The 20,278-nt window shown below is 69.9% G+C and carries 16 protein-coding genes; 4 read left to right on the top strand and 12 right to left on the bottom strand.

What is annotated here, in order from left to right; translation table 11 throughout:
• Nucleotides 1-55 precede the first annotated feature (55 nt).
• Both VXM69_RS37245 and VXM69_RS37250 read right to left on the bottom strand, forming a co-directional pair.
• Nucleotides 56-1,441 carry a sigma-54-dependent transcriptional regulator gene (locus VXM69_RS37245; RefSeq protein WP_367190471.1) on the bottom strand — a complete coding sequence of 462 codons (1,386 nt, stop codon included), beginning with the start codon at nucleotides 1,439-1,441 and terminating at the stop codon, nucleotides 56-58.
• Entirely contained in the window at nucleotides 1,423-2,919 is a 1,497-nt protein-coding gene (locus tag VXM69_RS37250) for a HAMP domain-containing sensor histidine kinase (protein ID WP_069704969.1), read from the bottom strand. Before VXM69_RS37250 ends, VXM69_RS37245 begins: the two co-directional genes overlap by 19 nt.
• Before the next feature lie 178 nt (nucleotides 2,920-3,097).
• Between VXM69_RS37250 and VXM69_RS37255 the strand changes: the two genes are divergently transcribed.
• Nucleotides 3,098-4,054, top strand: a complete 957-nt coding sequence (locus VXM69_RS37255; RefSeq protein WP_069704857.1) for a mannuronate-specific alginate lyase — start codon at nucleotides 3,098-3,100, stop codon at nucleotides 4,052-4,054.
• 89 nt (nucleotides 4,055-4,143) lie between these two features.
• Here the strand turns inward: VXM69_RS37255 and VXM69_RS37260 are convergent, their stop codons facing one another.
• From VXM69_RS37260 to xylA, 6 genes are all read right to left on the bottom strand, one after another.
• Nucleotides 4,144-4,473 (bottom strand): hypothetical protein, encoded by a 330-nt coding sequence (locus VXM69_RS37260; RefSeq protein ID WP_233622743.1) that lies wholly within the window; start codon nucleotides 4,471-4,473, stop codon nucleotides 4,144-4,146.
• Nucleotides 4,474-4,508: 35 nt separating this feature from the next.
• Complete coding sequence (locus VXM69_RS37265; RefSeq protein WP_124670020.1) at nucleotides 4,509-5,744, bottom strand: sugar ABC transporter permease; 1,236 nt, start codon at nucleotides 5,742-5,744, stop codon at nucleotides 4,509-4,511.
• Nucleotides 5,741-7,300: a D-xylose ABC transporter ATP-binding protein gene (xylG, locus tag VXM69_RS37270; RefSeq protein WP_034191841.1), complete on the bottom strand. Its 1,560-nt coding sequence runs from the start codon at nucleotides 7,298-7,300 to the stop codon at nucleotides 5,741-5,743. The genes VXM69_RS37265 and xylG overlap by 4 nt, the downstream gene beginning before the upstream one ends.
• A 60-nt stretch (nucleotides 7,301-7,360) precedes the next feature.
• Complete coding sequence (xylF, locus tag VXM69_RS37275; protein ID WP_034191842.1) at nucleotides 7,361-8,389, bottom strand: D-xylose ABC transporter substrate-binding protein; 1,029 nt, start codon at nucleotides 8,387-8,389, stop codon at nucleotides 7,361-7,363.
• A 104-nt stretch (nucleotides 8,390-8,493) separates the two neighbouring features.
• Entirely contained in the window at nucleotides 8,494-9,972 is a 1,479-nt protein-coding gene (gene xylB, locus VXM69_RS37280; protein WP_367190472.1) for a xylulokinase, read from the bottom strand.
• Between the two features lie 4 nt (nucleotides 9,973-9,976).
• Nucleotides 9,977-11,299, bottom strand: coding sequence for a xylose isomerase (xylA, locus tag VXM69_RS37285; RefSeq protein WP_367190473.1), 1,323 nt, complete (start codon nucleotides 11,297-11,299; stop codon nucleotides 9,977-9,979).
• Between the two features lie 264 nt (nucleotides 11,300-11,563).
• Between xylA and VXM69_RS37290 the strand changes: the two genes are divergently transcribed.
• Both VXM69_RS37290 and VXM69_RS37295 read left to right on the top strand, forming a co-directional pair.
• Entirely contained in the window at nucleotides 11,564-12,757 is a 1,194-nt protein-coding gene (locus VXM69_RS37290; RefSeq protein ID WP_034191844.1) for a DNA-binding transcriptional regulator, read from the top strand.
• A 27-nt stretch (nucleotides 12,758-12,784) separates the two neighbouring features.
• Nucleotides 12,785-13,873: an aldose epimerase family protein gene (locus VXM69_RS37295; protein WP_226229156.1), complete on the top strand. Its 1,089-nt coding sequence runs from the start codon at nucleotides 12,785-12,787 to the stop codon at nucleotides 13,871-13,873.
• 59 nt (nucleotides 13,874-13,932) lie between these two features.
• Here the strand turns inward: VXM69_RS37295 and yjfF are convergent, their stop codons facing one another.
• The 4 genes from yjfF to VXM69_RS37315 form a co-directional block, all read right to left on the bottom strand.
• Complete coding sequence (yjfF, locus tag VXM69_RS37300; RefSeq protein WP_124608711.1) at nucleotides 13,933-15,021, bottom strand: galactofuranose ABC transporter, permease protein YjfF; 1,089 nt, start codon at nucleotides 15,019-15,021, stop codon at nucleotides 13,933-13,935.
• A complete protein-coding gene (locus VXM69_RS37305) occupies nucleotides 15,018-16,058 on the bottom strand; it encodes an ABC transporter permease (protein WP_367190474.1) in 1,041 nt (346 codons plus the stop codon). Before VXM69_RS37305 ends, yjfF begins: the two co-directional genes overlap by 4 nt.
• Nucleotides 16,055-17,569, bottom strand: coding sequence for a sugar ABC transporter ATP-binding protein (locus VXM69_RS37310; protein ID WP_124608709.1), 1,515 nt, complete (start codon nucleotides 17,567-17,569; stop codon nucleotides 16,055-16,057). Before VXM69_RS37310 ends, VXM69_RS37305 begins: the two co-directional genes overlap by 4 nt.
• Nucleotides 17,570-17,643: 74 nt before the next feature.
• A complete protein-coding gene (locus tag VXM69_RS37315) occupies nucleotides 17,644-18,606 on the bottom strand; it encodes an ABC transporter substrate-binding protein (RefSeq protein WP_006405299.1) in 963 nt (320 codons plus the stop codon).
• 490 nt (nucleotides 18,607-19,096) lie between these two features.
• On the opposite strand from VXM69_RS37315, the gene VXM69_RS37320 reads away from it, so the two are divergent.
• Nucleotides 19,097-20,143 (top strand): DNA topoisomerase IB, encoded by a 1,047-nt coding sequence (locus tag VXM69_RS37320; RefSeq protein ID WP_051701119.1) that lies wholly within the window; start codon nucleotides 19,097-19,099, stop codon nucleotides 20,141-20,143.
• Nucleotides 20,144-20,278: the final 135 nt, after the last annotated feature.

Raw genomic sequence — 20,278 nt, forward strand, 5'->3', positions numbered from 1 at the left:
TCCCGACATGTTTCACCCGCCGTTGTCGGAGATTCCGACAGTCACATCGGCGCGGCTAGTCGTCGCGCTCGATCCCCAGATGAGCCATGCGCGCGTAGAGCGATTGCCGGCCGATACCGAGCTGCCGCGCGGCCTCGGCGCGATTGCCGTTCGCACGCTCGAGCGCGCGCAGGATCGCGGCGCGCTCGACCGCCGCCAGCGCATCGGGCAACGGCAGGTCGAACAGCGAGGCCGGCAGCGCGAGCGTGTCGCTGCCGTTCTGAAGCGCGGGCACGGCGGCCAGCCCGAGATCGGCCGCACCGATGGCCGGCCCGGGCGCCAGCGCGGCCGCCCGCTCCATCACGTTGCGCAGTTCCCGGACGTTGCCGGGCCAGCAATGATCGAGCAACGCCCGCTGCGCGTCGTTCGTCAGGTGCAACGCACGCGCGCCTGCCGCCCCCGCCAGGAAATGCGCGGCCAGCGGCAGGATGTCGGCCACGCGCTCCGCGAGCGGCGGCAAGTGCAGCGGAATGACGTTCAGGCGATAGAACAGGTCTTCGCGAAACGTGCCGTTCGCGACCGCCGCGGCAAGATCGCGGTGCGTCGCGGCCACCACGCGAATGTCGATCGCCGTCGGACGATCCGCGCCGAGCGGCGTCACCTGGCGCTCCTGCAACGCGCGCAGCAGCTTGGCCTGCATCGCGGCGGGCATGTCGCCGATCTCGTCGAGAAACAGCGTGCCGCCGTCGGCCTCGACGAGCCGTCCGGCGCGATCGGCATGCGCGCCGGTAAACGCGCCGCGACGATGCCCGAACAATTCGCTTTCGAGCAGATCGGCCGGAATCGCCGCGCAGTTGACCGCGACGAACGGCTGCGCATGCCGCGCCGACGCCGCATGCAGCACGCGGGCCGCCACTTCCTTGCCGGCACCCGTCTCGCCGGTGACGAGTACGGTCGCGTCGCTCGTCGCGGCGCGGCCGATCTGCTTTTGCACGTCGCGCATCGCGGCGCTCACGCCCAGCAGCCGGGGGCGGGTCGACACGGGTTCGCGCGCGAACCCGTCGCCGTGCGGCTCGGCGGCCGCCGGCGGCGTGTTCGCGGACACGACGCGCGTGAGCAGTTGCGCGATGTCGCGGCGCCCGATCGGCTTGGTCAGGTGATCGAACGCGCCAAGCCGCATCGCGTCGATCGTGTTGTCGCTGGTCGCATGGGCGGTCAGCATCACGACCGGAATCGCGGCCAGCGCGGGATCGTCGCGCAATTGCGCGAGCACCGCGAGCCCGTCCAGGTCGGGCAGGCGGTAATCCAGAAAGATGCAATCGACGCGGACGCCATCGCGCAGCACGCTCAACGCCGCTTGCCCGGCCTCCGCTTCGACGACGCGATGGCCGAGATCGGCGAGTGTCTCGGCCAGGCCGTCGCGAAACGCCGCGTCGTCGTCGACTATGAGGATGGTTGCCATGGGATTTCAATGACGAAGGAGGCGCCGCGCGGCACGTCGTCGAGCCAGGCCTGGCCGCCGTGCGCCGCGGCGACTTCGCGGACGACCGCAAGACCGAGGCCCGTGCCGTCCGCCCGTCCCGTCACGAACGGCTCGAAAATGCGGTCGCGCTGCTCGGCGGGAACGCCGGGGCCGGTATCCGACACGGTGATCCTCAGCCAGTCGCGTCCGGCATCGGTGCGACGCGCGGCGGTCAGCGTGACCGCGCCGCCGTCGCCGGCATGGCGCAGCGCATTGAGCACCAGGTTGTCCAGTGCGCGGCGCATCTGGTCGGGATCGAACACGGGGAAACCGGCGGGCTCCGCCACGCGTTCGCGAGGCTCGCCGCGCGACCATGCGAGCTCGATCGACCGGCGCTGCGCCAGCTCGCGGTGCGCGTCGACGACCTGCGCGAGCCACACGTCGACATCGACCCGCGTCGCATGCGGGCTGACCGGCTGCGTCAGCGCAAGCAGGCCGGACAGTTGCGCATCGATGCGTTCGATCTGCGCCAGGATCACGCGCAGCGCATCCTGCTGCCGCCCGCTGTCGCCGGCCAGCGCGTTTTCGGCTTTCAGCCGCATCGCGCCCATCGGGTTGCGAATCTCGTGCGCGACCTGGGCGGCCAGCTTGCCCAGCATCCCGAAGCGTTCCGCCTGCGCGAGCCGCGTGCGGAGTTCGGCGGCCTGCTGCTGCAGGTGTTCGGCACGCCGTGCGCGCGCGTTGAACGCCTCGATGATCCGGTCGAGATCCGACTCGCCGACGTAAGGCAGGTGCGGTTCGCGACCGTCGGGCCCGAGCCCGGTCTCGATCCGCGCGAGATTGCGCTTCCAGCGGCGCAATCCGATGGCCAGCGCCGCCGCGATCGCGAGAATCACCGCGAGCACGCCGGCGAGGCCCAGCGCCAGCAGCTCGCCGTGCCGGCCGAGCGGCGGGCGGGCGCGCGTCAGCATCCAGACGAACAGGCCCGATCCGGCGCGGACGGGGCACGCCGCCGCGATCACGGCGTCCTGCGCGCCCTCGACGGCGTTCGACGTCGCGGCGCGCGTCGCGGCGGCCGCGCGCAGCGTGCGGAGAATCAGCGGCGTTTCCGCGTCCGGCACGTCGCGCTTGATGCCGCTGCCCTGATAGGTGGGAAAGGAATACGCGAGAAAACCGCTCGCCGCGGCGCCGCCGCCCGCCGTCCAGAAACCGCCTTCCATGTCCGGCGCGCGCGCGAGGACGATATCGAGGATCGCATGCATCAGCGCGGCATCCGGCTGCGCGCCGGCCGGCGCGGACGTATCGTAACGCGACGCGACCGCTTCGCAGGCCGCTGCGCCCGCGGCCCGCGCACCGGCGATCTGCTGCCCTTCGGCGGAACTGGCCATGACCCAGACGACCGCGACCAGCGTCGCGCAGAGCGCCGCGACGAGCGCCCAGAGCATGACGAGTTGAGTGGAGAACGGCGGACGCTTCATCGGATCGGGCATGCGGTCGAGGGCGACAGGATAACGTAAAGCATACGACGCCGGGACCCGCGCGAATACGACGCGTCGCGCCGGACGGCAACGGTCGCCATCGGGAAAGGCCGCTGAAAGAACCAAGCGCTAGACTGCCTGCGGCTCGACACTCCCGCCCCTTCCCCTCGAGGACAGCATGCGCGCCATTGCCTTCCGAAGACTCTCCGTCGCCTTGTTCGCCGCCGGTGCGCTGTTCGGCGCCGCGTCCGCGAGCCGCGCCTGCGACGTGCCCGCCCCGGTGCGGACGATCGATCCGCCCGGCTACTACGACGACCCGACCGGCTACGCGCGCGACGTGAAGCCGATGCGCGATTTCGTCGCGAAGCTGAACGCCGCGGCGGAACGCGCCGACTGGTCGTGCGCGCTGACGCTGCTCGACAGTTGGGCGCAATCGGATGCGCTGATGGGCAAGATCTCCGGCTATCAGGGATATTTCGAGCGTTCGTGGGCCGGCACCGACTTCGCGATGGTGATCCTGCGCATGCCGCCCGGCGTGCGCGAAGCGAACCGCGCGCCATTCAACGCGATCGACCCGTGGCTCGAACGCATCGCGATCGCCACCCGCGATTCGGAGGCAATCAACCGCCTGCACAACAACCTCGTGTACTGGGCGGGCCTCGACCTGATCGCCATCGGCACCGTGACCGACAACGCGAGCCTGATCGACTCGGGCCTGCTGCGCGTGCGCGAAGGAATCCGCGACATCGCCGCGGACGGTTCGCTGGCGCGGGAAGTCAAGCGCGGCAACCGCGCGCTGCACTATCACACCTTCGCGCTGCTGCCGCTCGTGTTCGCGGCGGAGCTCGTGCACCGGCGCAAGATCGACCTGTACCGCGAGAACGGCGGCGCGATCGGCCGCCTGGCCAACCTCGTGATCGACGCGGTGGAGAACCCCGACAGCTTCAGGAAGATCACGCCGGTCAGGCAGGACCTGTTCCCGTGGACGTTCCGCGACGAACTGAGCTGGGTCGAGCCGTACTACGCACGCTTCGGCGATCGCCGGCTGCCCGCGATCATCGCGCCGCGCCGCCCGTTCAGCGAGTGGCGGCTCGGCGGCGACGTGACCGCGGCGTGGGGTGCGCCGCTGCCGTAACGGCCCGCGCACGATGCGGAACACACGCGGCGCGAGCGCATCGAGTCACGCCGACCGCCCGAACGGTGTTGCGCCCCCCGTTCCGCGCGTCAGCGCATGCCCTCGTGCGCAGCCTCGCTCACGGCGCCGCCGACGCGCTCCGCGCGCTCGACGATGCGCGCGAGCCGGATGATGTCGGTCAGCGCGAAATCGTTCGCGTCCGGCGTCGGCCGATCGTGCTCGCGCGCGACGCGCATCGCGAACGCGAGCGCTTCCGAGCGCTCGCGCAACAGCGTGCGCAATGCATCCGCGATGATCCGGCGGTCGCGCGGATCGCCCAGGCCGAGCACCGGCCCGCGGCCCGGTTCGACGGCCGGCGCTACGTGTGCCGGCGCCGCCAGCATGGCGATGCCGGGCATCGGCACCGTGTTCCGTTTCATGTCCCTCTCCCGTTGACGGGCGGCCGCACGCTGCGTCACCGCCGGTTCGACCGCGACACCACGTCGATCCACACCGCCAGCACCAGTACCGCGCCCTTGACGATCATCTGCCAGTACGCGTCGACGTCCAGCATCGACATGCCGTTGTCGAGGCTCGCCATCACCAACGCGCCGATCAGCGCGCCGTACACGGTGCCCGAGCCGCCGCGCATCGACGTGCCGCCGATGAAGCACGCGGCGATCGCGTCGAGTTCGCCCATCGTGCCCGCGGACGGCGAGCCGGCCGCGAGCCGCGCGGTGTTCACGATGCCGGCGAACGCGCACATCAGCCCCATCAACGCGAAGATCGCAAGCTTCACGCGGTCGGTGTCGACGCCCGACAGTCGCGTCGCCTCGAGATTCGAGCCGACCGCGTAGATGCGCCGCCCGAACACGGTCTGCGTCGCGATCCACGAGAAGACGCCGAGCAGCGCGAGCAGCAGCAGCACCGGCACCGGGATGCCGCCGTAGCGGTCGAGCGTCGCGACGAACGCGAACAGCACCGCGCCCGCGCCCACGATCTTGACGGCGTCCTGCCACGGCGGCGCGACCGCCAGGCGGTAGCGTCGCCGCGTGCCGCGCTGGCGCACGACCAGCAGCGCGACGAGCGCGAACAGCAGCAGCGCGAGGCCGTCCCCGGCCATGCGCGGCAGGTAGCCCTGCCCGAGGAACACGAAGCCGTCGGACACCGGCGCGATCGTCGAGCCGCCCGTCACGCCGAGCAGGATCCCGCGAAACGCGAGCATCCCGCCCAACCCGACGATGAACGACGGCACGCGCCGGTAGGTCGACCACCAGCCGTTGAAGAGCCCGATCAGCACGCCGAGCGCGAGCACCGCCGGCACCGTCGCGGCGACCGGCCAGTGGCGGTTCACGTCGAGGATCGCCGCGACGCCGCCGAGCAGCCCGAGCAGCGAGCCGACCGACAGGTCGATCTCGCCCGCGATGATCACGAACACCATCCCGCAGGCGAGCATGCCGGTGATCGACATCTGCCGCAGCAGATTCGACACGTTGCGCGGCGTGACGAACGCGCCGTCGGTCAGCACCGAGAAGAAGGCCCAGATCGCCGCGACCGCGAGCAGCAGCGCGAGGATCTTGTAGCGCACGAAGACCTGGCGAAGCTGGCTGCCGGTCGGGCGGCCCGCGGCGTGCACCGCGTCGTGGCCGCTTGAACGGCGCGCCTCCGCGTCCTGCGTCGCCGGGGTGGAAGAGGAAAGTTCTGGATTCATGTCGCACTCGCTGCGGTGGGTTCGGTCGGCCGCCGGCCGGATTTCAGCGCGGCGCCGAGGATCTGTTCCTGCGTGAGGCCTTCGTTGACGAAATCCCCGCGCAGCTCGCCTTCGCCGATCACCAGCACGCGATCGGCGAGCCCGAGCACCTCCGGCATTTCCGACGACACGACGATCAGCGCGACGCCGCGCTTCGCGAGCGCGAACACGAGCCGGTAGATCTCGGCCTTCGCGCCCACGTCGACGCCGCGCGTCGGCTCGTCGAGAATCAGCACCTGCGGCTCGGCCAGCAGCATCTTCGCGAGCACGGCCTTCTGCTGGTTGCCGCCGGACAGGCTCGCGATCGGCAGGAACGGATGCGCGGCGCGCACCGACAGCCGCTGCATCTCGGTGCGGATCGCATCCAGCTCGGCCGCCGCGTCGATCCGGCCGCGCACCGCGAAGCGCCGCAGCACCGCCAGCGTGATGTTGTGGCCGACACCGAGCTGCGGCACGATGCCGTGACGCTTGCGGTCCTCGGGCACCATCGCGATGCCGGCGCGGATCGCATCGGCAGGCGTCCGGATCGACAACGGCCGGCCGTTCATCAGCACGGTCGCCGTGCACGCGCCCGGGTACGCGCCGAAGATCGCCTGCATCAGCTCGGTACGGCCCGCGCCGACGAGCCCCGCGACGCCGAGGATCTCGCCGCGCCGCACGCTGAACGACACGTCGTCGACCCGCTTGCGGCGCGGGTTCGTCACGTCGCGGCAGGTCACGTGGCGCGCCTCCAGCACGACCTCGCCGATATCGTGCGGCTCGCGCGGATACAGATCGCGGATCTCGCGGCCGACCATCATCGCGATGATCCGGTCGGTCGTCAGCGCGCGCATCGGCTCGGTCGCGACGTGACGGCCGTCGCGGATCACGGTCACGGTGTCGCACACCGCCTCGACCTCGTCGAGCTTGTGCGAGATGTATACGCACGCGACGCCGCGGCGCTTCAGGTCGCGCACGATGTCGAGCAGGATGCGCGTTTCGGACGCGCTCAGCGACGAAGACGGCTCGTCGAGGATCAGCAGCTTCGCGCGCTTGTTCAGCGCCTTCGCGATCTCGATCAGTTGCTGGTGCCCGCCGCCATAGTTCATCACCGGCTGCGCGACGTTGATCGAGTCGATCCGCAGTTCGTGCAGCAGCGCCTCGGCACGCTGCACCATCGCCGCGAAGTTCATGCGCCCGCCCGGCAGCGTGATCTCGTTGCCGAGGAAAATGTTCTCGGCCACCGACAGTTCGGGCACGAGCATCAATTCCTGGTGGATGATCACGATGCCCGCACGCTCGGTGTCGCGCACGCCGGACGCGACGAGCGGCGCGCCCTCCCAGCGGATCTCGCCGTCCCACGTGCCGTGCGGATACACGCCCGACAGCACTTTCATCAGCGTCGATTTGCCCGCGCCGTTCTCGCCGCACAGCCCCACGCACTCGCCCGGCCGCACCATCAGGTCGATGCCGTCGAGCGCCTTCACGCCGTCGAATTCCTTGACGATGCCGCGCATCGTCAGCAAGGGTTCGGTCATTCGCTCATGCCTCGCAGTGTGCGCGCGGACGCGCCGGTGGGCCGCCCGCGCACCGCGCCGTTACTGGCTCGCCAGCTGTGCCTGGGTATAGAAGCCGTCCTTCACGACGACGTCGACGTTGCGCTTGGTCAGGAGCGTCGGCTGCAGCAGCACCGTGTCGACCTTCTTCCTGCCGTTGTCGTACTGCGCGTTGAACGCGGGCTTCGTGCCCTTGGCGAGATCCACCGCGAGCTTCGCCGCTTCGCTCGCGATCAGCTTGAGCGGTTTGTAGACGGTCATCGTCTGCGTCCCGGCGATCACGCGCTTGACGGCGGCGAGATCCGCATCCTGCCCGGACACCGGCACCTTGCCGGCCAGATGCTGCGCGGCGAGCGCCTGGATCGCGCCGCCCGCGGTGCCGTCGTTCGACGCGACGATCGCATCGATCCGGTTGTTGTTCGCGGTCAGCGCATCCTCGACGATCCGCAGCGCGGTCGACGCGCTCCACTCCGGCACCCACTGCTGGCCGACGACCTTGATGTCGCCGCGATCGATCGCCGGCTTCAGCACCTTCAGTTGCCCTTCGCGCAGCATCTTCGCGTTGTTGTCGGTCGGCGCGCCGCCGAGCAGGAAGTAGTTGCCCTTCGGCTTCGCGTCGACGACGCCCTGCGCCTGCAGTTCGCCGACCTTCTCGTTGTCGAACGAGATGTACGCATCGACGTCGGCGTCGAGGATCAGCCGGTCGTAGGACACCACCTTGATGCCGGCCTTGCGCGCCTCGGCCACCACGTTGCCGAGCGTCTTCGAATTGAACGGGACGATCACGATCACGTCCACGCCGCGCGAAATCAGGTTCTCGATCTGCGAGATCTGCCGCTCCTCGCTCGCATCCGCGGACTGCACGGACACTTTCGCGCCGAGCTTCGTGGCGGCGGCCACGAAATAGTCGCGGTCGCGCGACCAGCGCTCGACGCGCAGGTCGTCGATGCAGAAGCCGATTTCCGGCTTGTCCTTGCTCGCATGCGCGAGCGGCGCGCCCAGCGCGAAGACCGCCAGCGCGGCGGCGCCGGCCAGCGCATTCAATACGGTACGACGTTTCACGGATTTCATGTCTCCATTCCTCTCTTTATTGGACAACGTCACGAACGCCGGGCAGCCGCCGAAGCCGCTCACCCATCGTCTTGCCACCGCGCGGCACGGCTTCGTGCGGCGCGTTACGCGCCTGCCGCGAACACCGGTTCGAGCGCCCGGTACAACGCGCGAAACGTCGGACGCCGCGCGTCGCGATACCACGCGTGGCGCGCCATGTCGGGCTCCCGTACCGCGACGACGGGCGGCTGCGGGCACACGGCGTCGAGCGGCGCCTCCGGTTCGAGCGCGAGATGCGCGAGCCGCGCGGCGCCGAGCGCCGGACCGACTTCGCCGCCCGCGCGCAAGGTCAGCGCGCGGCCGCTCAGATCGGCGAGCATCTGCGTCCAGTACGCGCTGCGCGAGCCGCCGCCGATCACCGTGATGCCGTCCGGCGCGAGCCCGGCCGCATGCAGCGCGTCGATCCCGTCGAGCAGCGCGAAGCCGACGCCTTCGAGCGTCGCGTTCGCGAGATCCGCGCGCCGCGTATCGGGCGTCATCCCGTAGAACACGCCCTTCGCATTCACGTCGTTGTGCGGCGTGCGCTCGCCGCTCAGATAAGGCAGGAACCACGGGCGCTCCGCGCGCGCGTTGTCTTGCGCGTCGGCGAGCAGCGCGGCCACGCCGTCGTACCCGGCCAGTTGCGCGGTGAAATCGATGCAGCCGGCCGCGTTCAGCATCACCGACATCAGGTGCCAGGTGTGCGGCAACGCATGACAGAAACTGTGCACCGCCGATTCGGGATTCGCGCGAAACCCGTCCGACACGGCGAAATAGACACCCGACGTGCCGAGCGACAGCAGCGCGTCGCCGGGCCGCACGATGCCCACGCCCACCGCGCCGGCCGCGTTGTCGCCCCCGCCCGCGACGACCGGAATCTCGCGCAACCCGAGCGAGCGTGCAACGCCCGGCAGCAGCGTGCCGGCGATGCGGTTGCCCTCGAACACGGCGGGCACCTGCGCGCGCGACAGCCCGCATGCGGCCAGGAGCCCGTCGTCGTAGTCGCGCTTCGCGACGTCGAGCCACAGCGTGCCGGCCGCATCCGACGGGTCGGTCGCGAACGTGCCGGTCAACCGGTAGCGCAGATAATCCTTCGGCAGCAGCACGTGAGCGATCCGCGCGAATACGTCCGGCTCGTGCCGGCGCACCCACAGGAGTTTCGGCGCGGTGAAACCGGGCATCGCCAGATTGCCGGCGACGGCACGTAACGTGGGCGCCAGCCGCTCGAGTTCCGCGCACTCGACGTCCGCGCGGCCGTCATTCCACAGGATCGCGGGGCGCAGCACGTCACCCCGCGCATCGAGCAGCGTCGCGCCGTGCATTTGCCCGGTGAGCCCGAGCGCGCCGATGTCGTGCGGATCGATGCCGGCCGCGCGCGCGTCGGCGACCAGCGCCGCCAGCGCACCGCACGCCGCGTCCCACCAGTCGCGCGGCGCCTGTTCGGACCAGCGCGGCCGCGGCCGGCTCACCGTCAGCGCCTGGCTCGCGCTGGCCCGCACCGCACCGTCGCGGTCGAGCAGCACGGCCTTCACGCCCGACGTACCGAGGTCGACTCCGATATACATGGCGTCAACGCAGCCCGTAGATGGCCTGGTTCACGATGTTCTCGAGCCGCTCCTGCCCGCCGCTCGCATGCTGCGGATTCACGCCGCGCGCGAGCGCGTCGGCGGCGAGCGACTCCAGCGTGTAGCCGCCCGCCAGGATCTCGCGGCCGAATGCGCTGTCCCATTGCGCGTAGCGCTGCCGGCGCAGCGCGTCGAGCCGGTCGTTCTCGACCAGCACGGCAGCGCGCTCCAGCGCCAGCGCGAGCACGTCGATCGCGCCCACGTGGCCGTGGAACAGGTCTTCCGGATCGACGCTCTGGCGGCGCACCTTCGCGTCGAAGTTCATGCCGCCGGTGGTGAAACCGCCGTGGCGCAGGATCTCGTAGAACGCGAGCGTCAGTTCCTCGACGCTGTTCGGAAACTGGTCGGTGTCCCAGCCGTTCTGCGGATCGCCGCGATTCGCGTCGACGCTGCCGAACACGTCGAGCGCGAACGCGTTCGCGATCTCGTGATGGAACGAATGGCCGGCGAGCGTCGCATGGTTCGCCTCGATATTCACGCGGATCTCGTTCTGCAATCCGTACTGCGTGAGGAAACCGTGCACGGTCGCGACGTCGTGGTCGTACTGGTGCTTGGTCGGCTCCTGCGGCTTCGGCTCGATCAGCAGTGCGCCGGTGAAGCCGATCCGGTGCTTGTGCTCGACGACCATCGACAGGAAGCGCGCGAACTGCTCGCGCTCGCGCACGAGATCGGTATTGAGCAGCGTCTCGTAGCCTTCGCGGCCCCCCCACAGCACGTAGTTCTCGCCGCCGAGCCGGTGCGTCGCATCGAGCGCGTGACGCACTTGCGTCGCCGCCCACGCGAACACGTCGGGATTCGGGTTGGTCGCCGCGCCCGCCGCGAAGCGCGGATGCGAGAACAGGTTCGCGGTGCCCCACAGCAGCCGGACGCCCGTGGCCTGCTGACGCTCGCCGAGGTAGTCGGTCATCCGCGCGAAGTTCTCGACGTACTCGCGCAGGCTGTCGCCCTCCGGCGCGACGTCGGTGTCGTGAAACGTGTAGAACGGCGTGCCGAGCTTCGTGAAGAACTCGAACGCCGCATCCGCCTTCTGCCGCGCCCGCTCGAGCGCATCGCCCGGCTGCTGCCACGGCCGCCGGAACGCCCCCTGGCCGAACATGTCGTGGCCCGGCCACACGAACGTGTGCCAGTAGCACACCGCGATGCGCAGATGCGCCTCGAGCGTCTTGCCGAGCACCTGCTTCGCGCGGTCGTAATACCGGTAGGCAAGCGGGTTGTCCGATTGCGGACCTTCGTAGCGAATCGCGGGAATCTGTTCGAAATACGACATGGTGTCTCCGTGCGGTTTCTTGTTGCGGTGCGGCGCGCGGCGCGTGGGCACGCGGGCCGGATTCGATCTGGCTGGATCGTGCCCGTGCGCCTGCCCGCCCGCAATTGCGAAATTGCGCAGTACGCTTAACGTTTCTTGCCAGCGCGCTGCGCACGGCATGCGTTCCGTCCTACAATCGCCGGACACCCGACCACCGCGCGGCACACCCCGCGCCCCCGGAGACAACGGCGCGACGTCCCGCACGGCGCGCGCTTCGAGACCGAGATGAACCGCGCCCCTTCCAGCCAGACACCGCACCGCATCGCGCTGCTGTTCAACGCCAACAAGGTCTACGACCGCGAGATCATCAGCGGCATCGGCCAGTACCTGCGCTCGACGCGCGTGGTGTGGGACCTGTTCCTCGAAGACGATTTCCGCTGCCGGCTCGCCGGCATCGAGCACTTCGACGGCGACGGCATCATGGCCGACTTCGACGATCCGGCCGTGGCCGACGCGCTCGCCGGCTCGCCGCTGCCGATCGTCGCGCTCGGCTCGTCTTACGAGGATCCGGCGCAGTACCCGGACGGCGTGCCGTATATCGCGACCGACAACGCGAAGCTCGTGTCGCTCGCGTACACGCACCTGATCGGCGCCGGGCTCGCGCACTTCGCGATGTACAGCCTGCCCGTCGCGCAACAGAACCGCTGGGCGCAGCAGCGCGAGCTGGCGTTCGACCGGCTCGCGCGCGCGGACGGGCTCGACGCGCCGATCTACCGCGGGCTGTCGACGAGCGCATCGGCCTGGAACCACGCGATCGAGCAGCTGATCGGCTGGCTGCACGCGCTGCCGAAGCCCGTCGGCATCATCGCGGTGACCGATGCGCGCGCGCGGCACCTGCTGCAGGCCTGCCTGATCGCCGGCCTCGCGGTGCCGGAACAGGTCGCGATCATCGGCATCGACAACGATCCGCTCACCCGCACGCTGACGCGCATCCCGCTGTCGTCCGTGATCCAGGGCACCGAGGAAATGGGCCGGACCGCCGCGCACCTGCTGCACCAGATGCTGCGCGGCGCGCGTTTTCCCGACCGGCGGATTCTCGTGCCGCCCGTCGGGATCAACGTGCTCGAATCGACGCGCCACCAGCCGCTCACGAGCCCATACGTGATGCGTGCACGCCATTTCATCCGCCAGTACGCGTGCCAGGGCATCAAGACCGAGCAGGTCGCCGACTACGTCGGCGTGTCGCGCTCGCTGCTCGAGGAACACTTCCGGCGCGAACTGCAGCGCACCGTGCACCAGGAAATCCTGCGCCACAAGCTCGAAGCGGCGCAGGCGCTGCTCGCCGGCCGGCAGGCGTCGAGCGCCGAAGTCGCGATCCGCTGCGGGTTCACGTCGCTCCAGTACATGTACGCGGTGTTCCGGCGCGAACTCGGCTGCACGCCGCGCGAATACCAGGAACGCGCGATCGCCGCGCATTGAAGCCGCCTTTACCCATCGAATCCGCCCATGCATATCGATACCGACTCTCTCCACCGGGCGCCCGGCGCCGCACGCGTGCATGCCGAGCCGTGGGGCACGCTGCCCGACGGCGACGCGGTGCGGCGCTATACGCTGCGCAACGCGCATGGGATGCGCGTGGTCGTCAGCGATCTCGGCGCGACCGTCGTGTCGTGGCTCGCACCCGACCGTGCCGGACGCTTCGCCGATATCGTGCTCGCGCACGACACGCCCGCCGAATACGTCGATTCGGGCGTCTACCTCGGCGCGACGATCGGCCGGTGGGCGAACCGGATCGCCGGCGCGCGCTTCACGCTCGACGGCGTCGACTACCGGCTCGATCGCAACGAGCGCGACAACCTGCTGCACGGCGGCGCGAACGGCTTTCACCGCCAGCGCTGGGCGGTCGTCGACGATGGCGGCGGGCTGACGCTGCAGCTCGATTCGCCCGAAGGCGACGCGGGCTTTCCGGGCAACGTGAGCGTGCAGGTTCGTTACGCGCTCGACGACGACGGCACGCTGACGATCGACTACACCGCCGTCACCGACGCACCCACGCCGCTCAACCTGACGAATCACAGCTACTTCAACCTCAGCGGCCGCGCGGGCAGCGACGTACGCGGCCACGTGCTGAGCATCGACGCGGACGCGTTCCTCGAAGTCGACGACGCGCTGATCCCGACCGGCACCGCCGATGTGACCGGCACGGCGTTCGACTTCCGGCAGAGCGCGCCGCTCGGCGCGCGCCTCGACTGGCCGCACGCGCAACTCGCGCGGGCGCGCGGTTTCGATCACTGCTTCGTGCTGCGCGACGGCGCGCACGCGGTCAGGCCGGTCGCGACCATCTACGATCCGGAAAGCGGCCGAGAGCTGATCGTGTCGACCGATCAGCGCGGCCTGCAACTCTATACGGGCAACTATCTGGATGGCGTGCGCGTGAGCGGCGGCACGCGCTGCGCGCGACACGCCGCGCTGTGCGTCGAGGCCGGCGGCTTTCCGGATCAGGTCAACATGGCCGACCTGCGCGACGACGTCATCGTTCAACCGGGCGCCGTCTATCGGCAGACCACGCAATACCGCGTCGGCGTTCGCGCATGACGCGGCGTGCGGCGTCGACCTGTCGAGCCGCCGCGCCGCACGCATTGTCGCGCGATCCGCTACACGCGCCGCATCGTCGCCGATACCAGCGCCGCATCCTCGCCCGTCCCGGCCGGCCGTGCCGCCGGCGCCGCATCGGCCGGCAGCGCACCGAGCCCCGTGCCGCCCGTGCGCCGCCGCGTCGCATGCCGCTCGATCACGCGCTGCAGCACGCAGAACACGCACAGCAGCGCGCCGATCACGATTCGCGTCCACCACGAACTCAACGTGCCGTCGAACGTGATCAGCACCTGGATCGTGCCGAGGATGCCGACGCCGAACACCGAGCCGATCACGTAGCCCACGCCACCCGTCAGCAGCGTGCCGCCGATCACGGTCGCGGCGATCGCGTCGAGCTCCATCCCCTGCGCCTGCAGCCCGTAACCCGACAGCACGTACAGCGTGAACACCACGCCGCCGAGCGCCGAACAGAAGCCGCTCAGCGCGTAGACGCCGATCTTGGTGCGCGCGACCGGCAGCCCCATCAGCAGCGCCGAGCGCTCGTTGCCGCCGATCGCATACACGTTGCGGCCGAAGCGCGTGAAATGCGCGACGTAGATCGCGACGGCCAGCGTCGCGAGCGCGATCAGCGCGCCCGCGCTCAGCATCCCGCCGCCGATCGGCACGCTGATGCCCGCGATCGCATGGAACACCGGTTCGTTGATCGTGATCGACTGCGTCGTGATCAGGAAGCACGCGCCGCGCGCGAGAAACATCCCGGCCAGCGTGACGATGAACGGCTGCAGACGGAAGTAATGGATCAGCGCGCCCATCGCCGCGCCGTACAGCGCGCCGAACGCGAGCACGAGCGGCACGATCACCCACACGGGCCAGTGCAGCCGCTCGGCGCCGACCGCGCAGAAGATCGTTGTCAGCGCAACGACCGAGCCGACCGACAGGTCGATGCCGCCCGACACGATCACGAAGGTCATCCCGATCGCGACGATCAGCAGGAATGCGTTGTCGACGAGCAGCCCGGTCAGCACCTGCATCGAGAAGAAGCCCGTGTACATCACGGACCCGAAGCCGAACAGCGCGGCGAACAGCACGATCGTCACGACGATCGGCAGCGTGCGCGGGTCGGCAAGCCGTGCGAGGAATCGGTTCATCGCGGCGTCGCTCCGGTGGTGGCGCGCGAACGCGCGGCAGGCAGCAGTCGCGACGCGAACCGGACGACGAGCGCACGCGCCGCGTCCGACTGGATCAGCGTCACGACGATCACGACGACCGCCTTGACGACGAGCGTCGCCTCCGGCGGCACGCCGATCGAATAGGTCGTGTAGGTGAGCGTCTGGATGATCAGCGCGCCGAGCACCGAGCCGGCGAGGCTGAAGCGGCCGCCGAGCAGCGACGTGCCGCCGAGCGTCACCGCGAGGATCGCGTCGAGTTCGAGCAGCAGGCCCGCGTTGTTGCCGTCCGCACTGCGCACGTTCGAGCTCGCGAGGATGCCGGCCAGCGCCGACATCACGCCCGAACACAGATAGACGCCGAACACGACCGCGCCCGAGCGCAGCCCGACGAGCCGCGTCGCGACCGGGTTCACGCCGATCGCGCGAATGAACAGCCCGAGCGCCGTGCGGTTCACCAGCAGCGCGGTCGCCGCGATCGTCGCGGCCGCGATCCACACCGCGCACGGCACGGTCGCGAGATAACCGCCGCCCAGCGCGAGGTAGCCCGGCGCGCCGATCGGGATGATCTGACCGCCCGTCAGCAGTTGCGCGACGCCGCGGCCGGCCACCATCAGGATCAGCGTCGCGATGATCGGCTGCATCCCGACGAATGCGACGAGCAGCCCGTTCCACGCGCCGGCCAGCAGCCCGACACCGAGCGCGGCCGCGAGCGCCAGGCCGACCCGCGACGGGTCCGCATCGAGCACGATCGCCGCGGCCGCGCCGGCAATCGCGACGATCGCACCGACCGAGATGTCGATCCCGCGCGTCGCGATCACGAGCGTCATCCCGAGCGACACGAGCACGAGCGGCGCCGCGCGGTTCAGGATGTCGATCGGCGCGCCGAACAGGTGATCGTCGAGCAGCGCGATCGACAGGAAACCCGGACGATACGCGACGTCGAGCGCCAGCAGCAGTACGAGCGTCAGCACCGGCCACGCGAGCGGATGACGAAACAGCGTGCGCAGCCGCGTCATGACTGGCCTCCCGCGATCAGCCGGTACACCTGCTCCTCGGAAGCGTCGGCGCCGGTCAGTTCGGCGACCTTGCGCCGGTCGCGCAGCACCGCGATCCGGTGGCTCACGCGCACCACCTCGCCGATCTCCGACGAGATGAACAGGATCGCGAGCCCGGTCGCGCACAGCGCGAGCACGCGCTCCATGATGTCGAACTTCGCGGCGACGTCGATGCCGCGCGTCGGCTCGTCGAGGATCAGCAGCTTCGGGGCCGTCGCGAGCCAGCGCGCGAGCAGCACCTTCTGCTGGTTGCCGCCCGACAGCAGCCCGATCGGCTGCTCCGCGTCGCGCGCCTTGATGCCGAGCCGGGCGATGTACGTCTCGGCGATCTCGCGCTGCCGCGCGCGCCCGATCAGCCGCCACCAGCCGCGTCGCGCCTGTAGCGCGAGGATGATGTTCTCGCGGATCGACAGCGCGGCGACGATGCCCTCCTTCTTGCGATCCTCCGGACAGTACGCGATGCCGTGCCGGACCGCATCGTGCGGCGACGCGAGCCGCGTGCGCGCGCCGTCGATCTCGATCGCGCCGGTGTCCGCGCGCTCGGCGGCAAACGCCAGTTGCGCGGTTTCGGTGCGCCCCGAGCCGAGCAGCCCGGCCAGCCCGACGATTTCGCCCGGACGCACGTCGAGATCGAGCGCACTCATCATCCCGCGCCGGCCGACCTGCTGCATCGACAGGAACGGCGCGGCGCCGCCGGCCGTGCGCTCGACGGCCGCCGCGCCGGCTTGCAGCGTGTCGGACATCCGTTCGCGGCCGGTCATCTTCGCGACCAGCGCATCGACCGGCAGGTCGCGTGCCAGATACTCGCCTTCGCGCTCGCCGTTGCGCATCACGGTGATCCGGTCGGACACCGCATAGGTCTGCTCGAGAAAGTGCGTGACGAACAGGATCGCGATGCCCGACGCCTTCAGCCGGCGCAGCACGTCGAACAGCCGCGCGACCTCGCCGTCGTCGAGGCTCGACGTCGGCTCGTCGAGAATCAGCACGCGCGCGTCGACGGACACGGCGCGCGCGATCGCGACCATCTGCTGGACGGCGATCGGATACGCATCGAGCGAGCGCGTGACGTCGAGCGACAGGTCGAGCTCGGCCAGCGCCGCGCGCGAGCGCGCATGGATCGCGTTCCAGTCGATCGCGCCGCGCCGCATCGGCTGCCGGCCCGCGAAGATGTTCTCCGCGACCGACAGGTTCGCGCACAGGTTCACTTCCTGGTAGAGCGTCTGGATGCCGGCCGCCTCGGCCTCGCGCGGCGCGGCGAAGCGCACCGGCCGGCCGCCGACGCGAATCTCGCCTGCATCGTGCGCATGCACGCCGGTGAGCACGTTGATCAGCGTCGACTTGCCCGCGCCGTTCTGGCCCATCAGCGCGTGGATCTCGCCCGGAAACAGCCGGAAGTTCACGCGCTGCAGCGCGCTGACGCCCGGAAACGACTTGTCGATGCCGATCATCTCGACCACCGGCGGACTCTCCATGCAGCCTCCCTCGAAGCGGTTGCGATCCTCGGGCGGCCGCGATGCGGCGGCCCGAGCCGGACCTGCCGGGCCGGTCAGTACTTGCGGGTCGGCATCACCTGCGCGGCGACGCTCATCGGGAACACGGTCTCGTTCGTGACGATGCGCTTGGGCAGCGTCTTGCCGGCGACGACGTCCTTCACCGCGCTCATCAGTTGCGGGCCGAGCAGCGGGCTGCATTCGACATCGACGTTGATCTTGCCGGCGATCATCGCCTGGAAGCCGCCCTTCGTCGCGTCGAACGACACGACGCTCACGTCCTTGCCGGGCTTGATCCCGGCTTCCTCCATCGCCTGGATCGCGCCGAGCGCCATGTCGTCGTTGTGTGCGTAGACGACGTTGATCTGCTTGCCGTAGGTCTTCGCGAACGCTTCCATCACCTGCTTGCCGCCGGCGAGCGTGAAGTCGCCGCTCTGCGACGCGATCACCTTGAATTTGGGATTGTTCTTGATCACTTCGAGCAGGCCCGCGCGCCGGTCGTTGGCCGGCGCGGAACCGACCGTGCCCTGCAGCTCGACGATGTTGATCGGGCCCGGGTCGTTCTTGTAGCGCTCTTCCATCCAGTGGCCCGCGCGGCGCCCTTCCTCGAGGAAGTCCGAGCCGATCATCGTCACGAACAGCGACGGATCCTTCACGTCGACCGCGCGGTCGGTCAGGATCACCGGGATGTGCGCGGCCTTCGCTTCGGTCAGCACGGGCTCCCAGCCCGATTCGACGACCGGCGAGAACGCGATCACGTCGACCTTCTGCGCGATGAACGAGCGAATCGCGCGAATCTGGTTCTCCTGCTTCTGCTGCGCGTCGGAGAATTTCAGGTTGATGCCGGCGTCCTTCGCCGCGCTCTTCACCGACACGGTGTTCGCGGTGCGCCACGCGCTTTCCGCGCCGACCTGCGAGAACCCGAGCGTGATCGGCTTCTGCTGGGCGAACGTGCCCGGCGCCCATACCGTCGCCGCGGCGACGAGCGCACCGGCCGCCAGCTTCCTGATGAATGTCATGGTCCGTCTCCGATGATGTAATTGTCTGCCGCGGCGCTGTTCTGATTCTGCATGGCGCGAACGCGGTGCGGGGCCGGTGCCGGCCGGCGCGTTCGGCCGGCCCGGTCTGCATGCCCCGCATCAGTCTAGGAACAAGTCCGATAACCTTCCAATGAAATATTGGATTGAGGCGATATCGGAATCGGCATACGTATAAACACCTAAACGCACGCCCCGCCCGTTACAGCCGGCCCTGGCCGCGTTTGCGACGCACTCGCCCGCCACGCCATGTTCCGTTCGGCGAATCCGCCGAATGCCGCCTTCGTCATCGTGTGTTCGTTCGCACACGTGGTATCGCGGCCGCAGCCGGGCCGGGATCGGCGCACGATCCTTGCTCCCCGGGGCTCGAACCGACGAACGACCAGGAGCAGAACATGCGTGCAGGATGCCCTCCCGGAACACGGCCCGACGATACGCGGATCGGCACACGCGTCGATCGACGCGCCGCAGCATGACGAAGCGCGCGACATCGCGGCCGAATGCGCGCATGCCCGGCGGGCCCCTGCGTCATGTCGACGACCGTCGCCCCGGCTATACGCGCCGGCGGCTCCGCCACGGCTTTGCCTATTACGGACCTGACGGTGCGCGGGTTCGCGACGCCGACGAAATCGCCCGCATCGACGCGCTTGCGATTCCACCCGCGTACACCGACGTATGGATCTGCATGGACCCGCGCGGACATCTGCAGGCAACCGGCCGCGACGCGCGCGGGCGCAAGCAGTATCGCTATCACCCGCTGTGGCGCGAGACGCGGGACGCGAACAAGTACGCGCGGATGGCCGCCTTCGCGCGGGCGCTGCCGCGCATCCGCGCGCGCGTCGCGCGTGATCTGGCGTTGCCGGGCATGCCGCGCGACAAGGTCGTCGCGACGATCGTCCGATTGCTCGACACCACGCTCGCACGGATCGGCAACGCCGAATACGCGCGGGAAAACGGCTCGTACGGGCTGACGACGCTGCGCAAGCGCCATTTGAAGATCCAGCCCGGCCAGGTGCGGCTGCGCTTCGCCGGCAAGAGCGGGATCGAACACGACGTGACGGTCGACGACGCGCGGGTCGCGCGGATCGTGCGGCGCTGCGCGGAGCTGCCCGGTCACGAGCTGTTCCAGTACGTGGACGACGACGGCGCGCGCCATCCGGTCGGCTCGTCCGACGTGAACGACTACCTGCGTGACGCCGGCGGCGCCGATTTCACCGCGAAGGATTACCGGACCTGGGCCGGCAGCGTGCACGCACTCGGCTTGTTGCGGCGCGTGGAGCACCGCGGCATCACGCACGCGCGCAAGCAGATCGTCGAGACCGTGCGCGCGGTGGCGGACCTGCTGCGCAACACGCCGGCCGTGTGCCGGCGCTGCTACATCCATCCGGCCGTGCTGGACGCCTTCGAGGCAGGTGCGCTCGCCGCGCTCGCGGTCGAGCGGACGCCGCGCGGCCTGCGTGCGGACGAAGCGGCCTTCGTGGCGGTGCTCGGCGCCGTCGGCCGGCGCGCGGCGAAATGACCGTGCGCATCGTGCCGCCGCCCGTTTAGCGACCGGCACTGCCCGGAACCCGTGTCGTCTTCAACCGGGTTCCGGACGCATGACCGACAGCCGGATCTGCCCGTTTCCCCGAACTCGTTCACACCACAGGCCCGC

This window comes from Burkholderia sp. Ed8 (genome assembly GCF_040761425.1).
In the GTDB taxonomy this organism is placed as follows: Bacteria; Pseudomonadota; Gammaproteobacteria; order Burkholderiales; family Burkholderiaceae; genus Burkholderia; species Burkholderia seminalis.

Bases quoted from the DNA above. Each gene is read 5' to 3' on its own strand.
- VXM69_RS37310 (WP_124608709.1), bottom strand. From the start codon at position 17,569: ATGGAGAGTCCGCCGGTGGTCGAGATGATCGGCATCGACAAGTCGTTT.
- VXM69_RS37265 (WP_124670020.1), bottom strand. From the start codon at position 5,744: ATGAATCCAGAACTTTCCTCTTCCACCCCGGCGACGCAGGACGCGGAG.
- VXM69_RS37315 (WP_006405299.1), bottom strand. From the start codon at position 18,606: ATGACATTCATCAGGAAGCTGGCGGCCGGTGCGCTCGTCGCCGCGGCG.
- VXM69_RS37260 (WP_233622743.1), bottom strand. From the start codon at position 4,473: ATGAAACGGAACACGGTGCCGATGCCCGGCATCGCCATGCTGGCGGCG.
- VXM69_RS37250 (WP_069704969.1), bottom strand. From the start codon at position 2,919: ATGAAGCGTCCGCCGTTCTCCACTCAACTCGTCATGCTCTGGGCGCTC.
- VXM69_RS37305 (WP_367190474.1), bottom strand. From the start codon at position 16,058: ATGACGCGGCTGCGCACGCTGTTTCGTCATCCGCTCGCGTGGCCGGTG.
- xylA (WP_367190473.1), bottom strand. From the start codon at position 11,299: ATGTCGTATTTCGAACAGATTCCCGCGATTCGCTACGAAGGTCCGCAA.
- VXM69_RS37245 (WP_367190471.1), bottom strand. From the start codon at position 1,441: ATGGCAACCATCCTCATAGTCGACGACGACGCGGCGTTTCGCGACGGC.
- xylG (WP_034191841.1), bottom strand. From the start codon at position 7,300: ATGACCGAACCCTTGCTGACGATGCGCGGCATCGTCAAGGAATTCGAC.
- xylB (WP_367190472.1), bottom strand. From the start codon at position 9,972: ATGTATATCGGAGTCGACCTCGGTACGTCGGGCGTGAAGGCCGTGCTG.
- yjfF (WP_124608711.1), bottom strand. From the start codon at position 15,021: ATGAACCGATTCCTCGCACGGCTTGCCGACCCGCGCACGCTGCCGATC.
- VXM69_RS37290 (WP_034191844.1), top strand. From the start codon at position 11,564: ATGAACCGCGCCCCTTCCAGCCAGACACCGCACCGCATCGCGCTGCTG.
- VXM69_RS37295 (WP_226229156.1), top strand. From the start codon at position 12,785: ATGCATATCGATACCGACTCTCTCCACCGGGCGCCCGGCGCCGCACGC.
- VXM69_RS37320 (WP_051701119.1), top strand. From the start codon at position 19,097: ATGACGAAGCGCGCGACATCGCGGCCGAATGCGCGCATGCCCGGCGGG.
- VXM69_RS37255 (WP_069704857.1), top strand. From the start codon at position 3,098: ATGCGCGCCATTGCCTTCCGAAGACTCTCCGTCGCCTTGTTCGCCGCC.
- xylF (WP_034191842.1), bottom strand. From the start codon at position 8,389: ATGAAATCCGTGAAACGTCGTACCGTATTGAATGCGCTGGCCGGCGCC.